28 protein-coding genes are annotated in these 24,221 nt (G+C 35.9%); 7 read left to right on the top strand and 21 right to left on the bottom strand.

From position 1 onward, the window contains the following. Window positions 1–450 precede the first annotated feature (450 nt). The 3 genes from D569_RS24315 to D569_RS0106240 form a co-directional block, all read right to left on the bottom strand. Complete coding sequence (locus tag D569_RS24315; RefSeq protein WP_018931551.1) at window positions 451–606, bottom strand: hypothetical protein; 156 nt, start codon at window positions 604–606, stop codon at window positions 451–453. Between the two features lie 99 nt (window positions 607–705). Further along, complete coding sequence (locus D569_RS0106245) at window positions 706–918, bottom strand: hypothetical protein (RefSeq protein ID WP_018931550.1); 213 nt, start codon at window positions 916–918, stop codon at window positions 706–708. A gap of 108 nt (window positions 919–1,026) precedes the next feature. Further along, a complete protein-coding gene (locus D569_RS0106240) occupies window positions 1,027–1,917 on the bottom strand; it encodes a type II toxin-antitoxin system SpoIISA family toxin (RefSeq protein WP_018931549.1) in 891 nt (296 codons plus the stop codon). Between the two features lie 546 nt (window positions 1,918–2,463). Here D569_RS0106240 and D569_RS0106235 point away from each other — a divergent pair. Further along, window positions 2,464–2,667: a zinc ribbon domain-containing protein gene (locus D569_RS0106235; protein ID WP_026287238.1), complete on the top strand. Its 204-nt coding sequence runs from the start codon at window positions 2,464–2,466 to the stop codon at window positions 2,665–2,667. Between the two features lie 249 nt (window positions 2,668–2,916). Beyond that, window positions 2,917–4,005, top strand: coding sequence for a DUF2515 family protein (locus D569_RS0106230; protein ID WP_018931547.1), 1,089 nt, complete (start codon window positions 2,917–2,919; stop codon window positions 4,003–4,005). Between the two features lie 526 nt (window positions 4,006–4,531). On the opposite strand, the gene D569_RS0106225 is transcribed toward D569_RS0106230, so the two are convergent. Both D569_RS0106225 and D569_RS24310 read right to left on the bottom strand, forming a co-directional pair. Continuing rightward, complete coding sequence (locus D569_RS0106225; protein ID WP_018931546.1) at window positions 4,532–5,860, bottom strand: CoA-disulfide reductase; 1,329 nt, start codon at window positions 5,858–5,860, stop codon at window positions 4,532–4,534. 456 nt (window positions 5,861–6,316) lie between these two features. After that, window positions 6,317–6,406, bottom strand: coding sequence for a putative holin-like toxin (locus D569_RS24310; RefSeq protein WP_324186986.1), 90 nt, complete (start codon window positions 6,404–6,406; stop codon window positions 6,317–6,319). Between the two features lie 337 nt (window positions 6,407–6,743). On the opposite strand from D569_RS24310, the gene D569_RS0106215 reads away from it, so the two are divergent. Next, a complete protein-coding gene (locus D569_RS0106215; protein WP_018931544.1) occupies window positions 6,744–7,154 on the top strand; it encodes a VOC family protein in 411 nt (136 codons plus the stop codon). A 138-nt stretch (window positions 7,155–7,292) separates the two neighbouring features. Here D569_RS0106215 and D569_RS0106210 read toward each other — a convergent pair whose 3' ends face one another. Then, entirely contained in the window at window positions 7,293–8,144 is an 852-nt protein-coding gene (locus D569_RS0106210; RefSeq protein WP_018931543.1) for a patatin-like phospholipase family protein, read from the bottom strand. A gap of 362 nt (window positions 8,145–8,506) precedes the next feature. On the opposite strand from D569_RS0106210, the gene D569_RS0106205 reads away from it, so the two are divergent. Then, entirely contained in the window at window positions 8,507–9,664 is a 1,158-nt protein-coding gene (locus D569_RS0106205) for an MFS transporter (RefSeq protein WP_018931542.1), read from the top strand. Window positions 9,665–9,944: 280 nt separating this feature from the next. Here D569_RS0106205 and D569_RS0106200 read toward each other — a convergent pair whose 3' ends face one another. Then, complete coding sequence (locus tag D569_RS0106200) at window positions 9,945–10,310, bottom strand: hypothetical protein (RefSeq protein ID WP_018931541.1); 366 nt, start codon at window positions 10,308–10,310, stop codon at window positions 9,945–9,947. A gap of 191 nt (window positions 10,311–10,501) precedes the next feature. Here D569_RS0106200 and D569_RS0106195 point away from each other — a divergent pair, with 191 nt between their 5' ends. Next, on the top strand, window positions 10,502–11,179 hold the full coding sequence (locus tag D569_RS0106195) for a DUF421 domain-containing protein (RefSeq protein WP_018931540.1): 678 nt from the start codon (window positions 10,502–10,504) through the stop codon (window positions 11,177–11,179). A gap of 39 nt (window positions 11,180–11,218) precedes the next feature. On the opposite strand, the gene D569_RS0106190 is transcribed toward D569_RS0106195, so the two are convergent. From D569_RS0106190 to D569_RS0106160, 6 genes are all read right to left on the bottom strand, one after another. Further along, window positions 11,219–12,142, bottom strand: coding sequence for a hypothetical protein (locus D569_RS0106190; protein ID WP_018931539.1), 924 nt, complete (start codon window positions 12,140–12,142; stop codon window positions 11,219–11,221). A gap of 20 nt (window positions 12,143–12,162) precedes the next feature. After that, window positions 12,163–12,357, bottom strand: coding sequence for a hypothetical protein (locus tag D569_RS0106185; RefSeq protein ID WP_018931538.1), 195 nt, complete (start codon window positions 12,355–12,357; stop codon window positions 12,163–12,165). A 286-nt stretch (window positions 12,358–12,643) separates the two neighbouring features. After that, complete coding sequence (locus D569_RS24610; RefSeq protein ID WP_018931536.1) at window positions 12,644–12,799, bottom strand: hypothetical protein; 156 nt, start codon at window positions 12,797–12,799, stop codon at window positions 12,644–12,646. A gap of 100 nt (window positions 12,800–12,899) precedes the next feature. Continuing rightward, window positions 12,900–13,700: an SDR family NAD(P)-dependent oxidoreductase gene (locus D569_RS0106170; RefSeq protein WP_018931535.1), complete on the bottom strand. Its 801-nt coding sequence runs from the start codon at window positions 13,698–13,700 to the stop codon at window positions 12,900–12,902. Window positions 13,701–13,920: 220 nt separating this feature from the next. Next, window positions 13,921–14,337, bottom strand: a complete 417-nt coding sequence (locus D569_RS0106165; protein WP_018931534.1) for a DUF6438 domain-containing protein — start codon at window positions 14,335–14,337, stop codon at window positions 13,921–13,923. Between the two features lie 143 nt (window positions 14,338–14,480). Continuing rightward, window positions 14,481–15,425 (bottom strand): helix-turn-helix transcriptional regulator, encoded by a 945-nt coding sequence (locus D569_RS0106160; protein ID WP_018931533.1) that lies wholly within the window; start codon window positions 15,423–15,425, stop codon window positions 14,481–14,483. A 289-nt stretch (window positions 15,426–15,714) separates the two neighbouring features. On the opposite strand from D569_RS0106160, the gene D569_RS0106155 reads away from it, so the two are divergent. Together D569_RS0106155 and D569_RS0106150 are read left to right on the top strand one after the other, a co-directional pair. Then, window positions 15,715–16,791 carry a YheC/YheD family protein gene (locus D569_RS0106155; protein WP_018931532.1) on the top strand — a complete coding sequence of 359 codons (1,077 nt, stop codon included), beginning with the start codon at window positions 15,715–15,717 and terminating at the stop codon, window positions 16,789–16,791. Between the two features lie 109 nt (window positions 16,792–16,900). Continuing rightward, the gene (locus tag D569_RS0106150; RefSeq protein ID WP_018931531.1) at window positions 16,901–18,034 is read left to right on the top strand and encodes a zinc-dependent alcohol dehydrogenase; all 1,134 of its coding nucleotides are present in this window, start codon (window positions 16,901–16,903) and stop codon (window positions 18,032–18,034) included. Between the two features lie 40 nt (window positions 18,035–18,074). Here D569_RS0106150 and D569_RS0106145 read toward each other — a convergent pair whose 3' ends face one another. The 8 genes from D569_RS0106145 to aroE form a co-directional block, all read right to left on the bottom strand. Then, window positions 18,075–19,754: an alpha-L-rhamnosidase-related protein gene (locus D569_RS0106145; protein ID WP_018931530.1), complete on the bottom strand. Its 1,680-nt coding sequence runs from the start codon at window positions 19,752–19,754 to the stop codon at window positions 18,075–18,077. Window positions 19,755–19,842: 88 nt separating this feature from the next. Further along, entirely contained in the window at window positions 19,843–20,499 is a 657-nt protein-coding gene (locus tag D569_RS0106140) for a type 1 glutamine amidotransferase domain-containing protein (protein WP_018931529.1), read from the bottom strand. A gap of 301 nt (window positions 20,500–20,800) precedes the next feature. After that, on the bottom strand, window positions 20,801–21,526 hold the full coding sequence (locus tag D569_RS0106135) for a class I SAM-dependent DNA methyltransferase (RefSeq protein ID WP_018931528.1): 726 nt from the start codon (window positions 21,524–21,526) through the stop codon (window positions 20,801–20,803). 1 nt (window position 21,527) lies between these two features. Then, window positions 21,528–21,872: a ribosome silencing factor gene (gene rsfS, locus D569_RS0106130; RefSeq protein ID WP_018931527.1), complete on the bottom strand. Its 345-nt coding sequence runs from the start codon at window positions 21,870–21,872 to the stop codon at window positions 21,528–21,530. Further along, entirely contained in the window at window positions 21,862–22,434 is a 573-nt protein-coding gene (yqeK, locus tag D569_RS0106125; protein ID WP_018931526.1) for a bis(5'-nucleosyl)-tetraphosphatase (symmetrical) YqeK, read from the bottom strand. The genes rsfS and yqeK overlap by 11 nt, the downstream gene beginning before the upstream one ends. A gap of 44 nt (window positions 22,435–22,478) precedes the next feature. Beyond that, the gene (locus D569_RS0106120; protein WP_425401984.1) at window positions 22,479–23,051 is read right to left on the bottom strand and encodes a nicotinate-nucleotide adenylyltransferase; all 573 of its coding nucleotides are present in this window, start codon (window positions 23,049–23,051) and stop codon (window positions 22,479–22,481) included. A gap of 6 nt (window positions 23,052–23,057) precedes the next feature. Then, complete coding sequence (yhbY, locus tag D569_RS0106115; protein ID WP_018931524.1) at window positions 23,058–23,351, bottom strand: ribosome assembly RNA-binding protein YhbY; 294 nt, start codon at window positions 23,349–23,351, stop codon at window positions 23,058–23,060. A gap of 1 nt (window position 23,352) precedes the next feature. Next, complete coding sequence (aroE, locus tag D569_RS0106110) at window positions 23,353–24,192, bottom strand: shikimate dehydrogenase (RefSeq protein ID WP_018931523.1); 840 nt, start codon at window positions 24,190–24,192, stop codon at window positions 23,353–23,355. Window positions 24,193–24,221: the final 29 nt, after the last annotated feature.

Below are 24,221 nucleotides of genomic sequence, written 5' to 3'. Positions count from 1 at the left end.
TCGGTTTCTTCGTTATTTCATGTTCTACAACGCTAGCTAGCATTTGATAACACGAATGTTTTCACTTACAAAAAGCGATGTACAACCTGTTATTGTAAAAAAGTCAACCTATTACTTCTGACAAGAATTGTTACACCTCTAAGGAAGACTAATTACGGTGACGCCTGCGAGAATAGCATGAACCAAAAATCCACTTTGCAAAGTTAGTTGAAGCCGTGCCCGCGGAAAATAATTAGTCGCGACATGGCAAATATACATTAAACATGTCAAAATAACTACTTCGCTTAACACAAGCATTGCGCTGATTTTATGCTTTCTTTACTGGCTAAAAAACACTTGGATAAAAGTCAAAATTTAATCCAAGTGTCTTGATACGTTCTGCTATTTACTTGTCTCACAACAGCACTCCTTTTTGCTTAAAGCCGAATCATCACATCGTTAGAATTAAGATTATAAATAAGTCCTATCATCTTTTTGTAATTTCTTAATTTGATTTAACATAGCTTGATGACGCTTTTCTTCTCTAGTCTTGCCTTTCCATTGTGTAACTTTAGGAAATTTTTTTCGTTTGATGAGATCGGTGCTTTCCTTTTTGATTTTAGTCATGTCTTCCATCTCTCCTCATCAATCTTCTTACTTTTTAACAAAAAAAAATACAACCCATCTCCCTTATCACATTACTTAGAAAAAAGGGTCGCTTCTCCATTATAACTTTTTTAATGCTTTTCGCCTTAACTTCTCCAAATCTTTCGTATATCGGGTTTTAGATGCATCCGCTATTTGTGTAATTGGTGATTTCTTACGACTTAGAATATCACTCAAGGGAGTGGTTTCTTGGTATAGTGTATTCACATTATGTGATTTAAGTTCCTTCTTTTCATCTCTTTTTAAATTGGCTCCTATCACTGTCTCAATCACAAAACTCCTCCTCCTCAACTTCTTTACATCAACTTACTTAAATTACCTCGACTTTAAGATACTCTTCATCATTTTACGGGAATAACTCCCGATTTATTACTTTTTTATTTAATTTGTCACTAATTTTTCATCTTCAAGAAAACAGAAAAGACAAGCTAGATTGGTGATAAATAATGCATCAATCTCATAAACTCTTTCATGTATTTCCTCAATAAATAAAATAAACGTATGATTTTCGCCTACAAAAGCAGGACATATGTGTGCCATACCTTTTCCATGTTTTTCTTCACGATCTAATGCCACAATATCTCCGTTCCATAATGTTTCCATAATTACCCTTTCAATATTATCTTCATTGTCTATCACCAAGTTGTCCAGCATACTTTCCCAATCCAATGTGTGTGTTTGCTTTATCGTTTGAATCGTTTTTATAAAAATATCAATAGGTTCATACTCTGTTTCAAGGTCTTTCGGTTTCACCTCATAAAGGTGAACACGTAAACCAAAAGTATCTGCATAGTAACTTAGAAATAAATTAAGTGAATCTGGAAAATCAAGCTGTTTCTTATCAATATCGGATTTAATAAATGGAGCGATTTGCAGCAATTGGGAGAAATAATTCAGCTTATCTTGTTGCTTTTCTTCTATCAAACTATTCTCTTGTATATATGTTTTTAATGGATCATAGCTTTGAAATTCTGTCTTCCAAATCTTCTTTATTGTTGGCGTAGAAAATACAAATATATCAATAAATACTGCCATTCCAGCTAAAATCACTAGTTTTTGCCAATCGTCAATAGAAATGATTTCAACTAACCACAAAGCCCCTATCACTAAGACAAATAAAAAATACAAAGTTTTTCTATATTGATATAGATTTTCAGTAAAACGATTATCTTCTTTATCATGGAAACTCCGTAAACTTTGGATGTATACGAATAAAATAAACAACAGGAGAACCCCTACCAGAATTGATATAATAACTGTTTCTTTCTCCATCTTTATTCACACCCTCTCTCCTGTATAGAAGATAGATTTTTCCAAAAAGACGTTAATGCCCTATTTTTTCCAAAAGTGCTTATTATAGTATATGCTTGATAATTTCAATTCATTCTTGACGAAATGATTATCAAGCAAAAAAACGAGTTAAAAAGTGACGAAACAACATACACTTTCTAACTCGTTATAGGACTTATAGCCGACTTCCATACCTACTCGAAAAAATAATCCTTAAGTCCACTCTTTTAATCTAGTAATCATTTTTTAATCTTCTGCTCCATGTACATTTGCATAAAATCTAAATGCCACCATGAGCGACGGAATTCCCCATCTGTTATAGCACTTCAATTACATATTTCAATTGTTGCAATGTCGCATTATGTTCACTTCCTATTTTTTATTAATCTTATTTTAACAGGTAAACGAAAGTTGAAATGATGATTTTGTTCACAAAAAATGAAACATATTGATATCTGAATCGTAGACAATAGGAGAGAATACTTTATGAAAATGTATTCAGTTAGCAATTTAGGAGGTATGAACATAGTGGAACACAACGGTTGTATTAAATGCGGAAGTACTAGAGCAGCACAAAAAGAAGTAGCAATGACTGGAACAGGTCTCTCCAAAATGTTTGATGTGCAAAATAATCGATTTCTTGTGGTCTATTGTGAGGACTGTGGTTACTCTGAATTTTATAATAAAGAATCTACTACAGGATCCAACATTTTGGACTTATTTTTTGGCTAAACCTATTATAGGGATGTACGTTCATCCCTATATTTTTTTATGTAATTCCCCTCTTTTGTTAAACATAACCTATCTACAAAGCACTCTAGTTAATGAAATATATTTAGCTTAGAATCCATTCATTATCACCTAATTGTATAAATTCCTTTTCATATAGTAAACATAATCGTATGGATACATAACCTAAACATAAAGATAATAAAGGAGGGATCACGAATATTTAACAAATGGAAAAAATTACCTACTGATTTGAAGTCAATAAAAAAAACATTACAGCAAAACAAAGATTCCTTTACTGACTTTGACAGCCTTACAGACGATGAAGCAAAACTGGTACAATTTATCAAAGGACAGACAAGGGAAAATAATCTGAATAACGTTACTAGAACGAAAGCATATCTTGCATTTTTTAAAAGAAATCCTGAAATCGAATGGGCATTTCTGGCACATATGGTGTCCCGAAATGCCGGATGGAACATGACTGATTTGAAGGGAAGCCTATTGACACGGCTCATGACTAAAGAGCAGCAAGCTTATTTTTTTGCATTTTTAGAACGGAGTAATTGGCTGATTTTTCATGACGCCTATCCTCAATTGCTGTTATATGAAGAGAGTAAAAAAGCAAATAAAAATTTATTCTATTTACTTCCACAATTCGGTATATCTTATTTTATGAAGGTGATGTGGGATCATTATTATCAAAAGAAAGATAATTACCTGATAACTGTCGCACTTATTATTAACGAACAAAACTATATCGAAGGCAGAGTCATTCAGAACAAAGAATATCAAGCTACATTGTTGGAATCGGTAGAATTTAAAATGCAGGAGTTATTGCAACTGAATCAAATACTGTTTCCCTTCAATGATGGAAAGCACGTTAAACTAGTCGGGCAATCTGTACATCAATTTGCTTCTTTAAAGGAGCGAATTCTATTAGGTAAACGGTTGTATCAATTATTATTTGATGATAATTTCTTCTCCGACATTTATGATATGGCAATGCGGCAACCACACACAGGGTCAAGGAAAGACTACTGGCCAGACATTTTTAATGACATCAACGAATCCAACCCTGACGAAACTTTTCAACAAAGGCTAGAAGGATGCCAATTAAAACCTGGAGCAAACCGTTTGTACAGTCCTTCCTTAGAGAATGCTTGGAGTAATGTTGAACAGCAACCAGCAGAAAAAGGCGACTGGTATTCCAATTGGAGAGTGATTCACTATTTACAAAAAGATCCTTCCAAAGTAAATGGAGATATTCAAGATGAATATTGTGTATCATTGGAGAAGATGGAGGTTGCTATCCTTGCTAAAGAACCACTAAGCAAATAAGTAACCATGATTAAAAGACTTCCAATACCATGGAAGTCTTTTGCTTGTATGGAAAGAAGTATAAAATCAGTGTAATGACGTTGTTAAGCGAAGTAGTTATTTTAAAAGGTTTGATGTATAATTGCAACGCTTCGACTAATTACTTTGCTATGAGAAGGTGCAACAATTCTTATCATAAGTATTAGGTTGATTTTTTTACAATAGAAAAAGTGAAGAATTGCTATTAGTAATGATAAAAGCAACTGTATTACTTCATGCTAGCGTTGTAGAGCAGATTTAAGCGTAGGCGCCAACTTTCACTCCTGTGGGAAGTGTTTGGCCTGAAGATCCACTTTTTCGAGCGGATTTTGCTCGAAAAAGTTAGCTGAAGGACAAACCCCACGGAAAGGGAAGTTGGCAGCCGGAGTGGTGGTTAAGCTGTTCAAATATTCCATTATAACTAATAAAGTAATCGACTTCTATTTGCATTTAATAATGGACCGGCGGGGTTTGCCGTTTTTTTCTTAGTTTATATGATCAATAAATCTTACGTTTTTCGGGAAATTTTTTGAATTGGATCCCAAACACTGTTAAATGGCGGAGCGTATGCCAGGTCAAGGTCTTGCAATTGTTGAATGGTCATTTTATTGAATAACGCCGTGGCCAATACGTCGATCCGCTTGTCGACACCTTTCCTTCCGATAATCTGGCCACCTAATAATTGACTCGTTTTCTGATGGAAAATCAACTTAATAGTTAGTGTTTTCGCTCCTGGATAATAACCTGCCTGATTCGTGTCTTCTCTTGTTTCAATCTGATAAGGTATGTTCAACCTTTTTGCTTCTGTTTCCGTGATTCCAGTTCTACCTAGATCTAAGTCAAAGAATTTGATAATGGATGTACCTACTATTCCTTTAAACGTAATGGCATTTCCAGCCATGTTTGCACCAGCAATTCTACCTTGTTTGTTGGCGGTAGTACCTAATGGAATATAATCATCCACCTGTTTGATCATATGATAATGTGTGGCACAATCACCTGCAGCATATACGTTTGGAATCGAACTTTCCATATAGGCATTTACACGAATCGCACCTTCCTTGTTCATCTGAATCCCACTACTTTTTAGAAAATCAGTATTCGGTTTTACTCCAGCACTTAGCAGAACTAAATCAGTTGAATATGTACTCTTGTTGGTAATAACTGCTTCCACACGTTCTTTACCAGAAAAACCTGTTACTTCTTCCACTAACTTAATGTCAATCTGATGATATAATGCTTCTTTTTCAATTAACTTTGACATATCTTCGTCGAAAATTTTCGCTAATTGATCGCCTCTTTGAATTAGTGTTACTTCTTTTCCGATTGATCGAAAACTCTCTGCCACTTCGAGTCCGATATAGCCTGCCCCAACAATGGTGACATGCTTGATTTCTTCTGTTAACTCAGTCATTAATCCATCTGTATCTTGTAAAGTTTTTAACGTATGAATTCCTTCTAAATCAATTCCTGGCCATTCTGGCAAAATAGGATCAGCGCCTGTGGCGATTAACAATCGATCATATTTTAAAGTAAAGGATTGATTCGAATCTAGATGGAAACCTATGACTTGGTGGTTTTGCGGATCTACTTTTGTCACATTCGTATATATTCTGGCATCAATACTGTACTTTTCTCTAAATGTTTCAACCGTCCTCGCAATAACATCTTTGGTTGACGGTACAAGTCCATTGATTACATATGGTAGCCCACATTGCCCATATGAATAATCTTCACCACGTTCCAACACTGTGATCTCCGCAGCATCATCTGTTCGCTTAATTTCCATCGCTGCACTCATCCCTGCCGCAACTCCACCGATTATAACGTATTTCATCCAGCAACTCTCCGTTCTGAAATAAAATTCAAATGCCTATTAGTATTATACTCGACTATTCTTAGTCCATCATTTAATCAGCTTTTATTTTGTAGCTATGTTAAAACTGGACATTTATCAAATCAGGAAAAACAAGAGAATGAATAGAGCTACCGCTAGATACTTTATTGTGTGAAATGTCGACAAGACGTCTCCAGTTCTTCAAGCTGTTAAATTTCTGTTTATCTTCAGCCATGGCATCTTCCCCTTTAATTCTCCTGCCTATTTGCCCATTATACTATCAGAGTTAGTGACAAATCAGCAAAGTATTGCTATAATGACATTAGGTAAAGCATATACTCATACTAAAAGCCCACAGCGGTAACTGTGGGCTTTGGATAAGCGGTTCCCCCAGAAGGGTTCGGCTATCTGTTAGATAGGCCTCACCTAGTCACTTGTCAGGGTAAATAGGGAGGTCTATTTTCGATTGATCATCGAAACGATCAAAGCGAGTAATGCTATCAAGAAAGTTCCAAAACTAAACAACACCATGAAACTTTCATACATACCCAGAGGCATCACCCCCTTCCCCGGAGATTAGCCGACCTTCCCTAAAAGAACATTATCCAACTTTATTGTAACATACCGCACTAAGCAAGAACATACATGCTTATCCCTTTCTATCTTATTTGATTTAAATATCTTAATCACTAAGAAATTGATTGCAAGCGTTGTAGGGAACTACCAAGCAATCCCATATTGGTTTTATTCTTTCCTTGGAAGAAACAAATTCTCGTTTCAACTTACTGAATCATTTGAAACACAATATACAGCAAAATATAAGAAATATCTTTTTCTAATATAAATTAATATGAAAGAAATACATTATCAAGAGGTGAAGAAAATGAGTTTTAGATCAAACAATATTTTCGTAAACTTACCAATTAAGAATTTAAAAAAGTCTGTTGATTTCTTTAGTACGTTAGGGTTTGAGTTTAACCAACAATTCACAGATGAGACGACAACATGCATGATTGTTCATGATAATATCTTTGTTATGTTGTTAGAAGAAAGTCGTTTTCAAACGTTTACTAATAAAAATATTGTTGATGCAACAAAAGCAACAGAAGTATTAATCGCTTTATCAGCTGAAAGTCCAGAGCAAGTGGATGAAATGGTGAATAAGGCTATAGAAGCAGGCGGAAGCCACGCAAATGAGAAACAAGATCATGGCTTTATGTATGGTTGGAGCTTTCAGGATTTAGATGGTCATATTTGGGAAGTAGTTTACATGGATGAGAATTATGTAGAATAATTAGCAAAGAAGCTGTCAACCAGTTTTTATGACTTGTCGACAGCTCTTTTCTTACTAAAACATATTTGATTTTTTATATTTCTACTAAGTATTTACCAACAATTTAATATTAAAAGAATTATATAAATTCCCTAATAATCAGCTATTTAAAAACCCTTTTAGTTCTTCTCCAAGTTTTTTTACATCCTCATAGCCTTTTTGATATAAATCCATTAGCTTCTTCTTGTTCTTTTCCACACGTCCGACAGTTAATTTCTCTGTTGGAGAAATAATGAAAACATTTCCCTTTTTCTCTTCTTCAAACAAATAGTTTAATGTGTCATTATATTCAATATGCCTTTTTTCCAGAGCTTTTAATAAGCCAGGGTAGTCACGGTACTTTCGTTTTATGTACCAACTGAATGATTGCGGCTTTTTAAAGTAACCTCTATTTCTCGTTAAAATTACTACATTTTTTCTATTACCATCTTTTTCTGATTGCTTAATAGGAAGTGGTGCTGAAATACCGCCATCCATCAAAGCAAGGTTATCATATTGGACTATAGGTGCTACCATTGGTAAGGAGCTTGATGCACGTAGAAGTGTAAGCATATCATTCGCATAATCTGATTTATGATAAAATAATGGTTCACCCGTTTTACAATCTGTTACACCTACCACGAATTCTTCCGTTGCTTTATTAAATGTTTCATAATCAAATGGAACCAAGTCATTTGGTAACTTATCAAACAGAAAATCCATTCCGAATAATTCACGTTTTTTAATCCAATTTCGGAATGATAAATATTCAGGGTGGCTGACATAATCGATATTGACTGTTTTGTTTCGTTCTATTTGACGAGAAATATAAGATGATCCATTACAAGCTCCTGCTGAAACGCCAATTACATAAGGTATGTAAATTTCCTGCTCCATTAAATATTGTAGCACTCCTCCTGTATATACTCCTCTGCTTCCTCCACCTTCTAAAACCAATCCAACGTCTCTCATTCTATCGCCTCTTACTTTCCTATAATTTACAATACGTACATGATACAACAGCTATTCAATCAAATCCAGTTTTGAATCTTGCATCATTTATAGAAAGATTTATTTTTCATTCTATAAATTGTATCTAATAGCAATGTTGATATAACTGATTTATTATATAAAAGCGTCCTATAAATCGAAAATCACCATTATTAATCACTAAAAATAAAATGAATGGGTGTCTGTTTTTTTTATCGTGGCGCTAATTGTCTTTGTAAGCCCCTCAGTTGACAAGGGGATCATACATTAAGTAAATTGTTTCTATTATGTTTTTATTTAGTGTACGATATTTATCTGGATAGTAAGAAGGTGAAGGGATTATTATGGAAAAAAATCGATTTCGTTTTTGGATTTTAGTTAGCATTGTTGCTGTATCTGGTTTTAGTCAAGGTATGCTTTTACCATTAATTGCAGTAATTTTTGAAGGTAGTGGTGTTTCTTCTTTTTTAAATGGTTTAAATGCAACAGGCTTATACATCGGAATCCTGTTAGCTTCCCCTTTTATGGAACAACCGTTAAGAAAATTCGGATACAAGCCATTAATTATAACTGGTGGACTGCTTGTACTCGTTTCATTAGCATTGTTTCCTTTGTGGCACTCCTTTTGGTTCTGGTTTTTATTACGTTTATTGATTGGAATCGGTGATCACGCACTTAATTTCGGAGCACAGACATGGATCACTGCTTTTTCGCCGGAACAGAAACGGGGTAGAAACATTGCTGTCTATGGTTTATTTTTCGGGATTGGTTTTGCTGTCGGGCCATTAATGGTCCCCCTAGTAAATATTAGTGAAAGCTTGCCATTCATACTCGCATCTGGATTAAGTCTTATTGGCTGGCTGTTTTTATTTGCGCTTAGAAATGAATTGCCGGAACAGGATTTGCGGATGAGCTCTTTCAAAAATACGTTTAAACGGTTTGCACAAGCGTGGAAATATGCATGGGTTGCATTTTTGCCGCCGTTTGCTTATGGCTTTTTAGAAACTTCACTTAATGGAAACTTTCCTGTCTATGCGCTACGAATCGGTATTGAAGTAGAAAATGTATCAGCATTATTATTTGCGTTTGCAATCGGAGCTATCATCTTTCAACTGCCTCTCGGGATGTTGAGTGACAAATTGGGGCGAAGAAAAGTATTAACAGCTGTACTGCTGTTAGGTTTTATTTGTTTTTTCGCAGCAGGATTTTTAGAGGAGTCTTTCTACGGTTTATTTACTTGTTTATTTTTAGTTGGAATGTTTGTGGGATCCATGTTTTCTTTAGGAATTACCTATATGACAGACTTAACACCTACAGAATTATTACCAACGGGTAACTTGTTATGCGGCGTGTTCTTCAGCTTTGGCAGTCTAGTTGGTCCATCGGTCGGCGGCTTATTTATCCAATTTGTAACATCTGTAAGCTTTTTTTATTTAATTAGTGCGCTATTCTTCACTATTTTTGTAATCATCTCAGGGAAGGGGAAATGGAAACAGAGATAACTTTCCCTTCTCTTTTCCATTGACAATATTCATCTAAACACCTTAAGTGATTGTAGGTTTGTTCCCTTAATTTTCTCACATTACTGTTTCTATAGTAGATAAAAATGGACTTTATTTCCCCATCATTCACCCATTCATATAAAATATAACTGCATATATTAGCAACACAACAATCCATTTATCTTTTAAATTTCATTAAAAGATAAAAAAATGCCTCTTATCATCAATGACAGAGGCATTCTGGTACCTTTTTGAAAATGGGCTCAAAATAAAAAAAGAACTAATAATAATATGGGAAAAACAAGCTGCGTAATAAGAAAAATGGAAGTCTACGGCGTCTAAACCTGCGAAATCTTCTAGGAAAATAGCCATAACCATATCCGTATTGACGTTCTGCTTCGTCCACTCTTTCCATATCTCCAACTGGAATGAGTATGATTACACCGTCATCATCTATGTCTTCAATAATTCCCTCGATTGTTTCTCCTTCCGTTGTTTGAAATTGCATAAAATAAAGATGGTAACTTTTGCACATTTCATGCATCTGTTTTTGATAATGATGATAATCCATTTGTTGAGGCTCCATCATTTGACCATATGGTTGTTGATGGTGTGGATTAAGATGATGTGGTCGCTCTTGATACATGCTATCACTCCCTATGATGTTATTCATATCTAAAATATTCAATTTATCCGCTAATGTTACAAAGTACAGATAAAATTATTAACTATGGGAATTACATCTTGAAATATAACGACGTATGAGTCACCAATTTTATTACACACTATTATTGAAGGAATAATCTAAGATGTTTAGCATAAAGGGTGTCATTGATTGTGCTTTTATTTATTGGTCAGATCATCATTCTATTTATTATTTATGTTGTCGCCATTCGAATTTTAGGAAAAATTGCATTAGCACAGCTTACACCACATGACTTTGGCGCATTATTTTTTTTAGCATATATACTTTTTGGTTCAGTAAAAGTGGATGGTATCATGCAAGGCATAGTCGGAGGCATTACAATCATCGTACTATATTTAATTATTTCAAAATTGAGCCTTTGGAATAAGTTGGATAGACTGCTTATTGGAGAGCCAACGTTTTTAGTCAGAAATGGTAAAATAAATATGGATAGTTTACGAAAAAGTCATTTTACATTAATAGAACTATTAGCAGCTATTCGTAACGCTGGTTTTTTTGATATTAGTGAAGTCGATTATGCGATTCTTGAATCAAATGGAAAAATTAGTATCCTACCTAAAAAAGATAAAGTATATTTAGCACCTTATCACCTAGGATTAAATACAGAAGATCAAGGCTTACCCATTATAGTCGTTATCGAAGGCGAAATACAACACAATAACTTAACCATTATGAATAAAGATGAACAATGGTTGCGAGAAGAACTTACTTCTCAAGGATATGATCAGATTGGGAAGATATTGTACGCTACAGTCAGAGATAAAGATTATGACCTAAAAGTTTATACCAAACAAAAAGATACATATTAAAAATTCCTACAATCATACATTTAGGAAAGGGAGATACCATCAGTCACCCTTTCCCACTACTCCGGCCAAAAAAAGAAAAAACCATATAAAAAATACAAAAAGATGAACAACATAGGCTACTCCTATCACGATAATTGATAAGAATGCTTCTGTGACTATAGCATTGATAAATTCTTCTGGTGTCTCCATCAGAATTGTAGCTAATAATCCACCAATGACAAATGTTCCCCCTATTAATCCTACGTAAATGAAGACTTTCCAAATCGGATACATATCTTTATGAATAATAAAATGTCGCAAGAAAACTAACAGTAAGATCACGATACCGTAGGAAAGATGTATTATCCCATCTTCATCAAATGTACCATCTTCAAGTATCTCCCAATTAGGCATAATAAATAAAACAATGAAAAAAAGGACAGTTACCGCAATCCCAACTGCACCATCTCTAATCCATCTACTACGGTCCTCACGTTTTTGTTTCTTCTTTTTGACATGATTTGGTTCCCATACTGGTGGACTTGAAGGAAAACTGCCATGAACAGGAAACGGTAGTTCCACCATACCTTCTCTGGGTACAGGAATTAATTTTGATGTTCTCACTATCTCTGGCATAAATAACATTGGGGTGTGCGTGAGATCAAATTCAATCGCTTTTAAAGGAATCGTGACAGGTATTAAATTCAACACCTTTGCCATTTTCACCGGATCCATACCTCGCCCGATATAATAAAGTTCCCCATCTTGCTCGTATTCCATAACTAAAATAGGAAAGATTTTAACTTTCATGGATGAAGGTTGATTAGGGAATAAGTGATGTCCTCTTGCCAAATAGACTGTTTTAACTTGATCATAGGAAATTGTTGATTCTATCGTGATATTTTGATTTTTCTCCTCATACCAATAATACATTTCATCTTCTCTAAATTCATATACTTCTTTACTTTCCTTCATTTGTTTCATTTGATCATAACTAAATTTAGTCAGACAAAAAAGACAAATGATAGAAAAAGCATAAAGATAGTTACTCCCTGACCATCAACTGAAAAAAATAAATTGATACTCAATAAAAGTATAGCTACAGCAATCAATAAAAAGATGCCGGTAAGTATTTTTACAGCTATTTTAGATCCCATCTTCACCTCGTGTTTAAACGTAACTTTTTTGTCATCTTCCATATCCATCCCCTCCCTATGGATGTGGTTTCAGAATAGTTCCATATGTTTTTCTTGCTTTTAGTAAGATTTTTCTTCCTTCTGGTTCAGCTAGGGATTGTTTCATGCAAAACACCTACCTAACCTTCTTATCTTTCTGTTATACATATACGACTGAATAATACCAAAGGTTTCAATTGTACAACCACGACTAGTCTTCTACCAAACAGAGAGCATTTCCATAACTTGAGAAGGCACTCTGATTCTGAGAATAATTACTATGAGATTGTTTGGACATTTGTTATTGGTGTCATGCTTCGTCATTCTCGTCTGCGTTTTGCATATTACCTCTTTGATCACATTCCCAACAATAAATTTTACCTTTATGATGAACACCATCTAGAAAGCCATCTTTGCAATAAATCGTTTTATCACATTTTGCACAATGACCTACCTCCTCGTACACAAAGCAATACCTCCTTTTATTAAATATGATATTTATTAGGACTAAAAGCAGAGTGAAATCTCCATAAACAGACTTGTTAAGCACTTTTGCTTGTCTTACTTCACCTCAACACACTCCCACCAGAAACCTTCACTGATTCACCAACAATGTTTTGCGCAGCATCAGTTAATAAAAAAGCAATCGTATTTGCTACTTCTAAAGCTGTGGTTAAACGCCCTGATGGTATACTGTTTGTCGCATTTTCTAACGCTTGTTGATAGGAAATGTCATTTCTCTCTGCCTTTTTCTTTAGGATATCATGCGCCATGTCAGTATCGACAAAACCTGGACAAACAGCATTTACTCTTATGTTATACTCGATGGCTTCCAATGCCATGGACTGTGTCCAGCCAATCATTGCAAATTTAGTAGAAGCATAAGCACTGTTTCCATATGTTCCTCTCAGTCCAGATAATGATGCAACGTTAACGATATTACCTCTTTTCTCTGGTATCATTTTCTGATAGATTTCCTTCGTTAAACGGAAAGTTGAAAAGTAGTTTATATCCATCAATTGCTCGATCACATCTGTTTCTAACTGTTCTACAGGCGCTCCTCCACTTACACCAGCAGCATTGACTAAATCAGAAATATAACCTTGCTTTTCTTCTGCAGTTTGTAGCAAATTGATTCGATCTTTTTCCTTAGTAATGTCTGCCAAAACAACACAAATTTTGTTTTTCGATGCAAGCTGTAGCAAATCTTTCTCAAGCTGACAAAGCTTATCTGGATTTCTGCCTGTGACTGTCACCTTAGCTCCCATACTTATGAGCACTTTTGCTGTCTCGTATCCTATTCCACCAGTAGCACCGGTAATAAGTACATGCCTATCTTTCAATGCATCTATAGCGAAAACTGACATCACTTCTTCCCTCCATTTGGACAAGATTGTTTATATTATGATAACTGGTTTTAGCATAAATTCCCAATCATCTGAATAAGCGTATGATATTGAATAGTCTGAAGAAATAGACATACCGTCAAATACTTTACTTGCAAAAAAAAAAAAAGAGAACACCAATACCGGTGGCCATCTATTTTACTTTAGGATAATACCAATATTCCCCTTGACAAATACTTCGTTATCTCGGGAATTCAATTAACTTTTTCAAACCTAGAATCATCTCTATTTCATTTTCTAACTTGTCAAGTTTCTGAAAATCCTGTTTTGCTTTCGAACCTTTTTCTGCACTATCTCCCAAATAATGCTCCACCTCTTTGACGAATCCGTCCTCATACTTTACCCAGATCGTGCAATAAGGTTGATCTGTTGCAAATACAGTAGTGGATGGATAAGTGAAATGACGAAAATCTATTGACCGTAGCTTCTCAGCTAATTGCTTTACGCGTCCTTTGTCAATACAAAACTCTTTCTCACCAACATGATATACATGCATACCTCCGAACCACTTGACCGTACCATTACTATTTACGATTACATCGAATTCAGGACAACTGCCATAACATATTGAGCGTGAGAAAATGATTTTCTCAAACAATATACTTCGCCCCCTTTTAATTGAAACATGTTTATTACTTGATTATAGAGGAAATAGAGGCAATAATAGTGTCAGTTGAACGAAAAGCTGACTAAAAACTACCTTCCTACTACATGAATAAGAAGGTAGCTCAAACTCTTTCATTATTTTTGAAATTTCTGTAGCATTTGTTCAACTTCTAACTGAATTTCTTCCTTCAAATGCTCAGGTGCTATTACTCTAGCCTTTGTCCCCATTCCTAATATCCATTTCTTAATAGATTGTTCACCGTTTAGTGTCGCTTTAAAACGAATCGCATTATCAGGTAATTCTTCGATAATTTGATCGGTGCTGTAAATGGATTCTTTCACTTGGTTGGAGAAAGGTGTATCAATAATTAATTCCACTTCTTGTGGCTCACGAATAAACCCCAAGTGCGGGAATTGTTTTCTTATATCAAAATCCTTAGGTATGTAGAAACTTTGATCTACCAAAACTACATCATGAATCCGAATAATTTTAAATGTACGCAGCGCTTCTTTTTGTTCACAATATGCCACACAATAAATATTTTCATCATAAACGACAAAAGCATAAGGATGTATTGTTCTTTTCGTGACAGCATTTGTCGATGCCGCCTCATATGTAATCATTACCTTTTTCCGATGGTTAAATGCATGATACAGTCTTTTATAATGTTCTGATTCATTGCCCACTTCTGCATTAATTAAATAGTCATTGGCAAAATAAAAATGCTTGCTGCTTAACGCTTGATCACGCTGGGCTGCTTTGATTTTTTCTAATGCATTATCGAGTGTACTATCATGATCTGGTTGCTTGGAAAGATAGGATTTAATTGCGATTTGCAGTTCTTGTACTTCTGTGGAATTAAAGTTCCGTATTGGTAGGATCGACCGCCTGTCTAGTGAATAGCCGCCGTTTACTCCTCGGACACTTTCGATATAAATACCTGCTTTCTCCAGTTCATCACGATAGACACGAATCATACGAGGTTTCACTCCAAGTTCAGCTGCTAAATCATCAATTTTTACTTTCGGTCTTGCCATTAAAATCTGAATCATACTGAGACAATTACTTAGTTTGCCCATAAAGCACTTCCTTTTTCATTAATATATAAATTACATAAGACTATTTTACCATGAAAATAGGCACTATCTTTGTCATAATTCAAATTATTTAAGAATGTAACGCACATCATGAATTGTTTTACGAAGTTTACATGCTATTTTCAATTCAATTAAAAACCTGTTAAATCGGTTTAATTTTTAGATTTGGAGGTATAATATGGGTATCCAAGCTACTTAAAGAAGTTTAGAGTAGGACATCCGAAAAATTCATCAGTGTCTTTACATATTTCAGACTCTAGGAGGTCTATCCATGTTCCAGATTAATTCACTATTTAACTTTAAACGAAGTAAACCGAAACAATATGTCGGCTGTGTCAGGAACCCACGAAAGCCGAATGAATTTCATAAATTATTAGCCAAAGCCTGTGCCCATTATGGGTTGACTATGATTTATTACACGCCAAAAGATGTTGATATGGAAAAACATCAAGTAACTGGGAAAATACTTGTTAATGATAAATGGGTGACAGAAGTTACTAATGTTCCAGTGTTTAACGACCTAGCCACGTTATGCTTCAGGCACAAAGAAGTTACTAACTATTTACGTCAGGTGAGTACAATATCGAATGACTTGATTGGAACGAAGACAAAGCAGTATAGATTAGTTAGGGATGGTAAAACCTTCAAAGATATTGTGATACCTTACATTACAACGAATCAGCCAGAAAGTATCATGAAATTTTTATCCAAGCATCCAATGGTCATTTTAAAGCCGAGTAGAGGGATGAGAGGTGAGCATATCTATAAAGTTACTGTATTAGATGATGGTCATTATCATCTGATTCATGAGACAAATGAAGAAACGCTCACACATGATGAAATTTTTCAATTCCTTTATGGTCTTGTCTCCAAGAAAAAATATATCTGTCAGAAATATATTGAAACAGTAGATGAAAACGGGAAACCTTTTGATGTCCGCATTCGTTTAGAGAAAAATGTGTACGGCAAATGGGAAACAGTCGTTAATTTAGTTCGAATTGCCGGTAAACAAAAAATCGTATCTAATGTAGCCCAAGGTGGTTATGTTGCAGAATTAAGTTCTTTTCTGCAAGTCAATTATCCTGAAAACTGGAAAGCAATTGAGAAGAAGATTATTCAAATTGGAGAGGGTCTTCCTGGTCATATTGAAGAATTAACCGGTAAAAACTTAAGTTCTTTAGGAATTGATATAGGTATTGATCCCAGTGGAAACACCTATTTATTCGAGATTAACACTTCACCTGGAACAGAGTTTGCTATCGGTGAGATCGCCTTGATTAAATCCGGGTATTATTATTACAAAATGAATGAAATCAATAATGCTAATAAAAAAACTCAATCTATGTAATAGAAAAAGAATGATCCTGGCATTGGTAAAGGGTCATTCTTTTTGTCTGATGTATAACTTCGACCTGTGTTGGAATCCTAAAAGATAACTAACAAAGGCGGTGAAGTTAATGAAGGCTGTTACATACCAAGGGAAATATTCAATAGCGGTAAAAGATGTCTCTTTTCCAGATATTCAACAACCAGAGGATGTTATTGTTAGAATAACTTCGACAGCTATATGTGGTTCGGATCTACACTTATATCAAGGGAATTTCCCCCTACCTATCGGTTATCAGATTGGACACGAACCAATGGGAATTGTTGAAGAAGTAGGTCCTGATGTAACAAAAGTTAAAAAAGGGGACCGTGTAGTTATACCATTTACCGTTGCCTGTGGTAAATGTCCTTATTGTGAATCACATCATGAAAGTCAATGTGACAACGCAAATCCACACTATGACTCTGGTGGATACTTAGGTTACTCTGAGAAGTTTGGTAATTATCCGGGAGGACAAGCAGAATATTTACGCGTACCTTATGGTAATTATACTCCCTTTCTGGTACCAAAAGATTGTGAATTGGATGACTCCTCTCTTTTATTTTTATCTGATGTATTACCGACTGCCCGCTGGAGTGTTGAAAATGCTGGAGTAAAAGCTGGCGATACCGTAATTGTCCTCGGATGTGGTCCAGTAGGATTGATGACGCAACAATTTGCCTGGCAAAAAGGGGCAGAACGTGTCATTGCAGTTGATTATATTCCTTACAGACTAGAGCATGCTAAAAAGCATCATCAAACAGAAGTATTCAATTTTACGGAATATGATGATATGGGTGAGACATTAAAAGAAGTGACAAAAGGTGGTGCCGATGTTGTAATTGATTGTGTCGGTATGGATGGGAAAAAATCGCCTTTAGAGTTTGTCGAGCAAAAATTAAAGCTGCAAGGTGGGACACTTGGCCCTATTCAAATCGCAACAAAGGCTGTCAAGAAATGTGGAACTTACCAAATTACAGGGGTGTATGGCGGCAATTACAACCTCTTCCCTTTAGGCGCATTTTTTGCAAGAAATGTACAACTCAAAATGGGGCAAGCTCATGCCAGATCTTTAATGGAACCCATCTACAAACAAATTGCCAATGGTGAAATTGATCCAACAACCATGATAACACATGAGCTTGCGTTAGACGAAGCTGCTCACGGATACGAAATCTTTAATCAAAAGAAAGATAATTGTATAAAGGTTGTCTTAAATCCATAATGAATTCCAGCTCTGTCCTTTACGGAAAGAGCTGGATTTATTAGTTTATAATTTCTACTTCAGTTGGTGCCTCGTATGATGTTTCTATGGAACCATCTTTTTGTTTATAATGTTTTACTTTTATTGTACCATATGGGGTCGGAAAGGAACCTTCCACCCATTCAAGGTCTCCCAATGATGGTGTAATTTCAATCACTTTACAGCCTGGTTCGTTAATCTTAATTCCTAAAATATGCTGCGAGAGCCACGCTGTTGGACCAGATGCCCAACCGTGACAAAGACTATGTCTATAACCGACATAACAATGGTCACCATATGTTCCGTGTACATCAATTTTTCCTTCTGGTGTTAGTTGATCGATACGAGCAGCATTTTGAAGCCAATTGATATCAAAATCCTCCCAGAAAGTCGTAGCACCTAATGATAACATGCCACCCCAATACTCTCTAATTAAATCTAATGCTCCTGAAAAATCTTTTGCCAAAGCTTTTGCTTGAAGAATATAATACCCGTAAAAAGTAGATATCCCTTTTGCACCTGCCTTTGATAATACACTTTCATTGATTTGTAGTGCTTCTTCTTGCCCACTCAAAGCCAAAAGCGCTGCCGCTTGTTTACTATTTCCGTGATTTGGCTTATGTTTAGTCAACTTCTTTAAATAAGATTCTCCACGTTCAGCTGCTGAAAAATCACCTAATATCTTGATTAAATGAGTAGCTTTTTCGACAGCAAGCATAAATAATGCATGAACACCTGCATGTACTCCATTCTTGTTATGGACTGTTGGCCAATCAAGAAATGGATTAGGCATGGTGTTTGTTCCATTGTTATTAATATGTGAACCCATTTGATCAAGTAAAGCAATCAGGTAATCTTTTTGCTCATTTAAATAGGCTTTATCACCAGTGTACATATACCAATCATGTTGAATGATCATCCACCAAGCAGAATAACTCGGAAAAGTATTCATCCAATCAGGTAATGTTGTTCGATCTCTAACGAAATCTAAGCTTTGTGGAACAATTTTTTCCGGACCAAATGCTGCTTGAATCGTAGCAACTTCCGGATGCATGTCACCAATCCATACCATACGATCTCGTTTTATCCCGTCCCATATATAATCCTGCATATTCAAGTAAACCGTATAAGCTCCTGTGTCCCAAATTTGATTCAACAATGGGTCACTGGAGTTGAATGATCCTTTTAGAGGTAGATCACGATGATAGAATATCGCCTTGATCGTATTAACTTGAATAAAGCAATCTTCTTCTAATAAATCTATCCGGACAAATCGAAAACCGGTATTGCCAATTTCGTTCATTCCTAAAAAACTGATATCTAAAATCTGATCACGCATTGCGTGGTCATTGGTAGCATTCGTCTCTCCGCCGATTTCACTCATTGCTTCCATCACAGATTCCCCAAATCGAACACGAACTTTTGCACGTTTAGTCAGTTCTCCCTTTTTGACACAATTCCAGATTGCTAATTGGATTCCACCATGAAGTTCGATTCCGAAATCCAATAAAATTCCCGGGGTAATTCCATCGTTTCTCATGATGACTGGATTGTCGGGTGTAATAAGTACCTGGGAATCTTTGTCTTGTAATAATAACTCTTCGTTTTCAATTGTAGCATCTGCTGTTTTCCATACAATCCTCTTTGGTGTAACATATTCGCGAATGCGCTGATCCCTCTTTCCTATTGACATCGACTTCATGTAATTCCCCTCCCCTTTATAATGTTAGCGTTTACATTTGATTGCAAGGATTGGGACAAGTTAACCACAACTTGTCCCATTTTTAAAATTATGCTTCCAGTGCCTCTATTACTTTCATAGCAGTACTTCGACTTGATTGCGGGTTTTGCCCCGTAACTAAGTTGCCATCACGGACAGAAAAGTCAGACCAGTTTTTATCCTGTTGGAAATCCGCTCCTTTTTCACGGATTTTGCTTTCTAATAAGAATGGCATATGTTGGTCTAATTGCATTTCCATTTCTTCACTGTCCGTAAATGCTGTCACTTTCTTACCTTTCACTAGTGGTGTACCATCTCTATAAGTAACATTCACAATTCCTGCTGGACCGTGACACACAGAGCCGATAACACGATCATCTTCAGCAAATTGTTGTAATACATATTGTAGTATTTCATTATCAGGAAAATCGAACATCGTACCGTGACCTCCTGGTAAGAATACTGCATCATAACCACTGGCATGTCCTTCGGTTAATATAGTTGTTGATTTTAATTCTTCCTCTGCTTCTTTCCATTCTGGCTTATCTTCTATACTGTTAGGGTCTAACGCTACTTCTCCACCTTTGATACTGGTTACTGTGACATCATAACCTTTCTCTTTAAAAACTAAATATGGAACAGCAAATTCCTCTAACCATAATCCTGTTTTATGATCATCTGTAATGGTTGTGTGATTTGTAACTACCATTAAAATACGTTTTGACATTATTCTTTCCTCCTTAGAAGGTAATTGGCATGTTTTACTTTCATGCACATAGTAAAAATAACGGATATTGGTAACAAACGTCAAATGATTGAACTATGATGCCCCAAATCCGTTCGCCAAACAATTCCAACACGAGTGGAAATGGGCGGCCATCGTTAAGAACTGCTCTACAATACTAGCATGAAGTAACTAATCGGAGTGTTGCAAATATACATCAACATGTCAAAATAACTACTTCACTTAACGCAGTCATTGCGCTGATTTTATACTTTCCATATAAAAGAGATAAACCACATGTGGCTTATCTCTTCTTACATACAAAAAAGATGCGCTGATTCTCTTCGGGTTCTTCTGCTTCCTCGATTGAAAAATCTCCATGAACCGTGACAGATTGAAAACCCGCTCTTTTAAGTAGTTCTTTGTACGTTTCAACGGTAAAAGTTCGTTGATAATGTTGTTCATCGAAGCGTTCGTAGTGACTAGTCTCTTCATTCAACAGAAAAAAGGTAAGATCGTGTTCGACACTTCCAGTTTCTCTACCTTGTTCACAAAACCAAACATATGAAATATCATCATAAATCTCAGCAAATGTTTGTCCGACCATATTCTCATTAAAATGGTTTAAACTGTGGACATCAAATATAAATAATCCGTCGTTTACGAGACTTTCCCTAACATTCGTAAAGACTTTTTCCAAGTCAGCTGTAGTAGTAATATAGTTAATCACATCACAGAGGCTCACAACGATGTCATATTCAGTTAATCCTTGTAATAGACGAATATCTTGTTGAATATATTGAACGCCAGATGTATTGGCCTGGGCAAACGCAAGCATATCTTCTGAATAGTCAACACCTGTAACGGAAAAACCTGAATCCGCAAATTGATGACTTAATCTCCCGGTCCCACAGCCAAGGTCTAGCATCTTCCCTTGCTTACAAAAATGTTCGACAAATGATTGCCATTGATCATATGGTGCATCATCCATCAATACATCATAAATATATGCTAATTTGGAATATGCCATTTTATAATTTCACTTCTAGTTGAGGAGCATCTCCCCAAAGTTTTTCTATGTTATAATATTGGCGTTCATCACGGTGAAATACGTGACAAACAAGGTCTCCCAAGTCGACAAGTACCCATCTTGCTTGCTCGAATCCTTCCATCCGCTTCACATCAATGTTTTGTTCATCTGCAATATCTTTTACTTCACGTGCGATTGCTTGGACTTGGCGCTCATTGGTCCCCTCACAGATTAGAAAATAATCAGCAATTAAGGAAACATTTTGCATGTCTAATAAGACGATATCCTCTGCTCGCTTGTCATCACACGCTTTTGCAACTAAATCGACTAATTCTTTACTTTCCATTCATGTTCCTCCCTATTTTTTCATTATATAATTGAAATGTATCTGGATAGATCGGCTGGTTTTTACTCATCAAAAAGCTAATCGTGTTTCGTGCTGCCATCCAACATGCTTGATCAATATCATCAAAGACGATATTTCGAACCTCATCAACTCCTGGAAAATCCCGCCCCGGTTCAATATAGTCTGCAATAAATATCACTTGATCCATACGTGACATATATCGTTTACCTGTAGTATGCCAATAAATCGCACTTTGTATTTCTGGATCACAAATACCAACTTCCCGTTCAATCATCTTGGATCCAACAGGACCGTGCCACAATTCTTGGTGATAATCCAACAGATCTTGAGGTAATTTTTCTTCGATAATCCATCGTTTCATTTCTTCTGGATGACGATATTTGGCATAATCATGAAAAATAGCTGCAAGCTCTATCTTTTTTACATCGACATCATAATGATTAGCCAGTTCCAATGCCGTCTCCATTACACGTACAGTGTGCTCGTACCTTTTTTTCGTTAGTTGTTTTTCTACTATTTTTAGTGCTTCTTTTCTTTGCAATTTTCTACACTCTCCCTTTTTGTTAGAAAAAGGATTAATACATTTTATGAATATAACTCGTATTTATTAATAATTGCGATCACTTCTGGTGTCGTTAAATATCGGATCGATTGTCCTTCCCTGAGGCGCTTACGAATCATGGTTGAAGAAATGTCCATTAACGGCATTTCAACCTTTTCTACAGGATATGGTGAATTCGTTGTTGATCCTGGGCGATTCACACCTACAAAAGTAACTAATTCCACCAATTCTTCAATCTGGTGCCACTTGGGTAAATATTCGACCATATCGCCACCAATAATAAAATAAAATTGATAAGCAGGAAATTGTTCTTTCAATGTTTGAATTGTATTTAATGTGTATGATTTACCTTCCCGTTCCACTTCCAACGTTTGAACATGGAAAGCAGGGTGGCCTTGAGTAGCAGCTTTCGTCATCTCGACGCGGTCTTTGGCTGTTGTTTTGGCCTCTTCTTTATGTGGTGGTTGATAGGACGGAATGAACCAAACCTCATCTAGCGCTAATTGCTGATAGGCCTGCTCTGCCATTAGCAGATGCCCATAATGAGGTGGATCAAACGTACCTCCAAACAACCCTATTCGTTTCAAGCTTCCCACCTTCTTTTACGGTAACGTTATCTTCTTATTTTCTTCTGATTCTTTATATAACACAATCGTATTTCCAATGATTTGCACAATATAAGCACCAGTACCTTCTGCAATCGCTTCTGCCACATCGTCTTTATCTTCCATACAATTTTGCAGAACGGAAACTTTAATTAATTCACGTTTTTCCAATGCTTGGCTAATTTGTATAATCATGTTGTCATTAACACCATCTTTTCCTACTTGAAAGATTGGGTTCAAATGGTGTGCTTCCGCGCGTAAAAAGCGCTTTTGTTTTCCGGTTAGTTTCAAATTATTCACCTCTTAATTTATTTTCCAGTTTATCAACTAAGTATGCGACATCAAGATTATTTCCTGTCCATTTTTCAAATGCTAATTGTCCTTGATATAACAGCATCGCGTGCCCATGATGAATATGGGCACCACGCTCACTTGCATCATGTAACAATTGTGTTGTGATCGGTTGATAGACGATATCACTTACCACCGCATCTTTATTTATTTGATCAAGTTGAATGACTTGATCTTCTACATTCGGTTTCATTCCGACAGAGGTTGTCTGAACAATTAAATCATATTTCGCAAGCTGTTCCTCTGCTTTCTGATAGCTTAATACGTTAGAGTTCACATCACCAAGGCGTAATGACAGTAGGTCTTTCGCTTTATCGTGAGAACGATTGGCAATATCAATCGTGTCCACACCCTGTCCCATTAACGCCCGGTAAATACCACGTGCCGCTCCACCAGCACCTAATAATAACACAGTTGTCTCATGATTTAAAAGGTTAGGATACGGCTCCTTTAGTGAGCGGACATATCCTTCCCCATCTGTACTATAGCCTTTCCACTTTCCATCGATATTAACGACCGTATTTACGGCACGAAGAATTTCAGCATCTTTATCAATTTCATCCAAATAATCTACAATGACCTGTTTATATGGAACGGTGACATTAAAGCCATCGATTCCGATTTCTTTTAAGTGCTTTAATACCTCCGGCAGTGCTTCATGGTCTCCTTCATATAATTTATATTCCCCATCTACTTCAGCTAAATCCAAAAATTGTTTGTGAATCCATGGTGATAATGAATGACTAATTGGATGGCCGATCAATCCAAGTTTATATAACATGACTTCTCCCCTTCCCTCTTTATCGCGGA

The sequence above is a fragment of the Gracilibacillus lacisalsi DSM 19029 genome (assembly GCF_000377765.1).
Taxonomy (GTDB): domain Bacteria; phylum Bacillota; class Bacilli; order Bacillales; family Amphibacillaceae; genus Gracilibacillus; species Gracilibacillus lacisalsi.
Note: the sequence above shows the minus strand (reverse complement) of the source record. Positions and strands in the feature narration are given on the sequence as shown.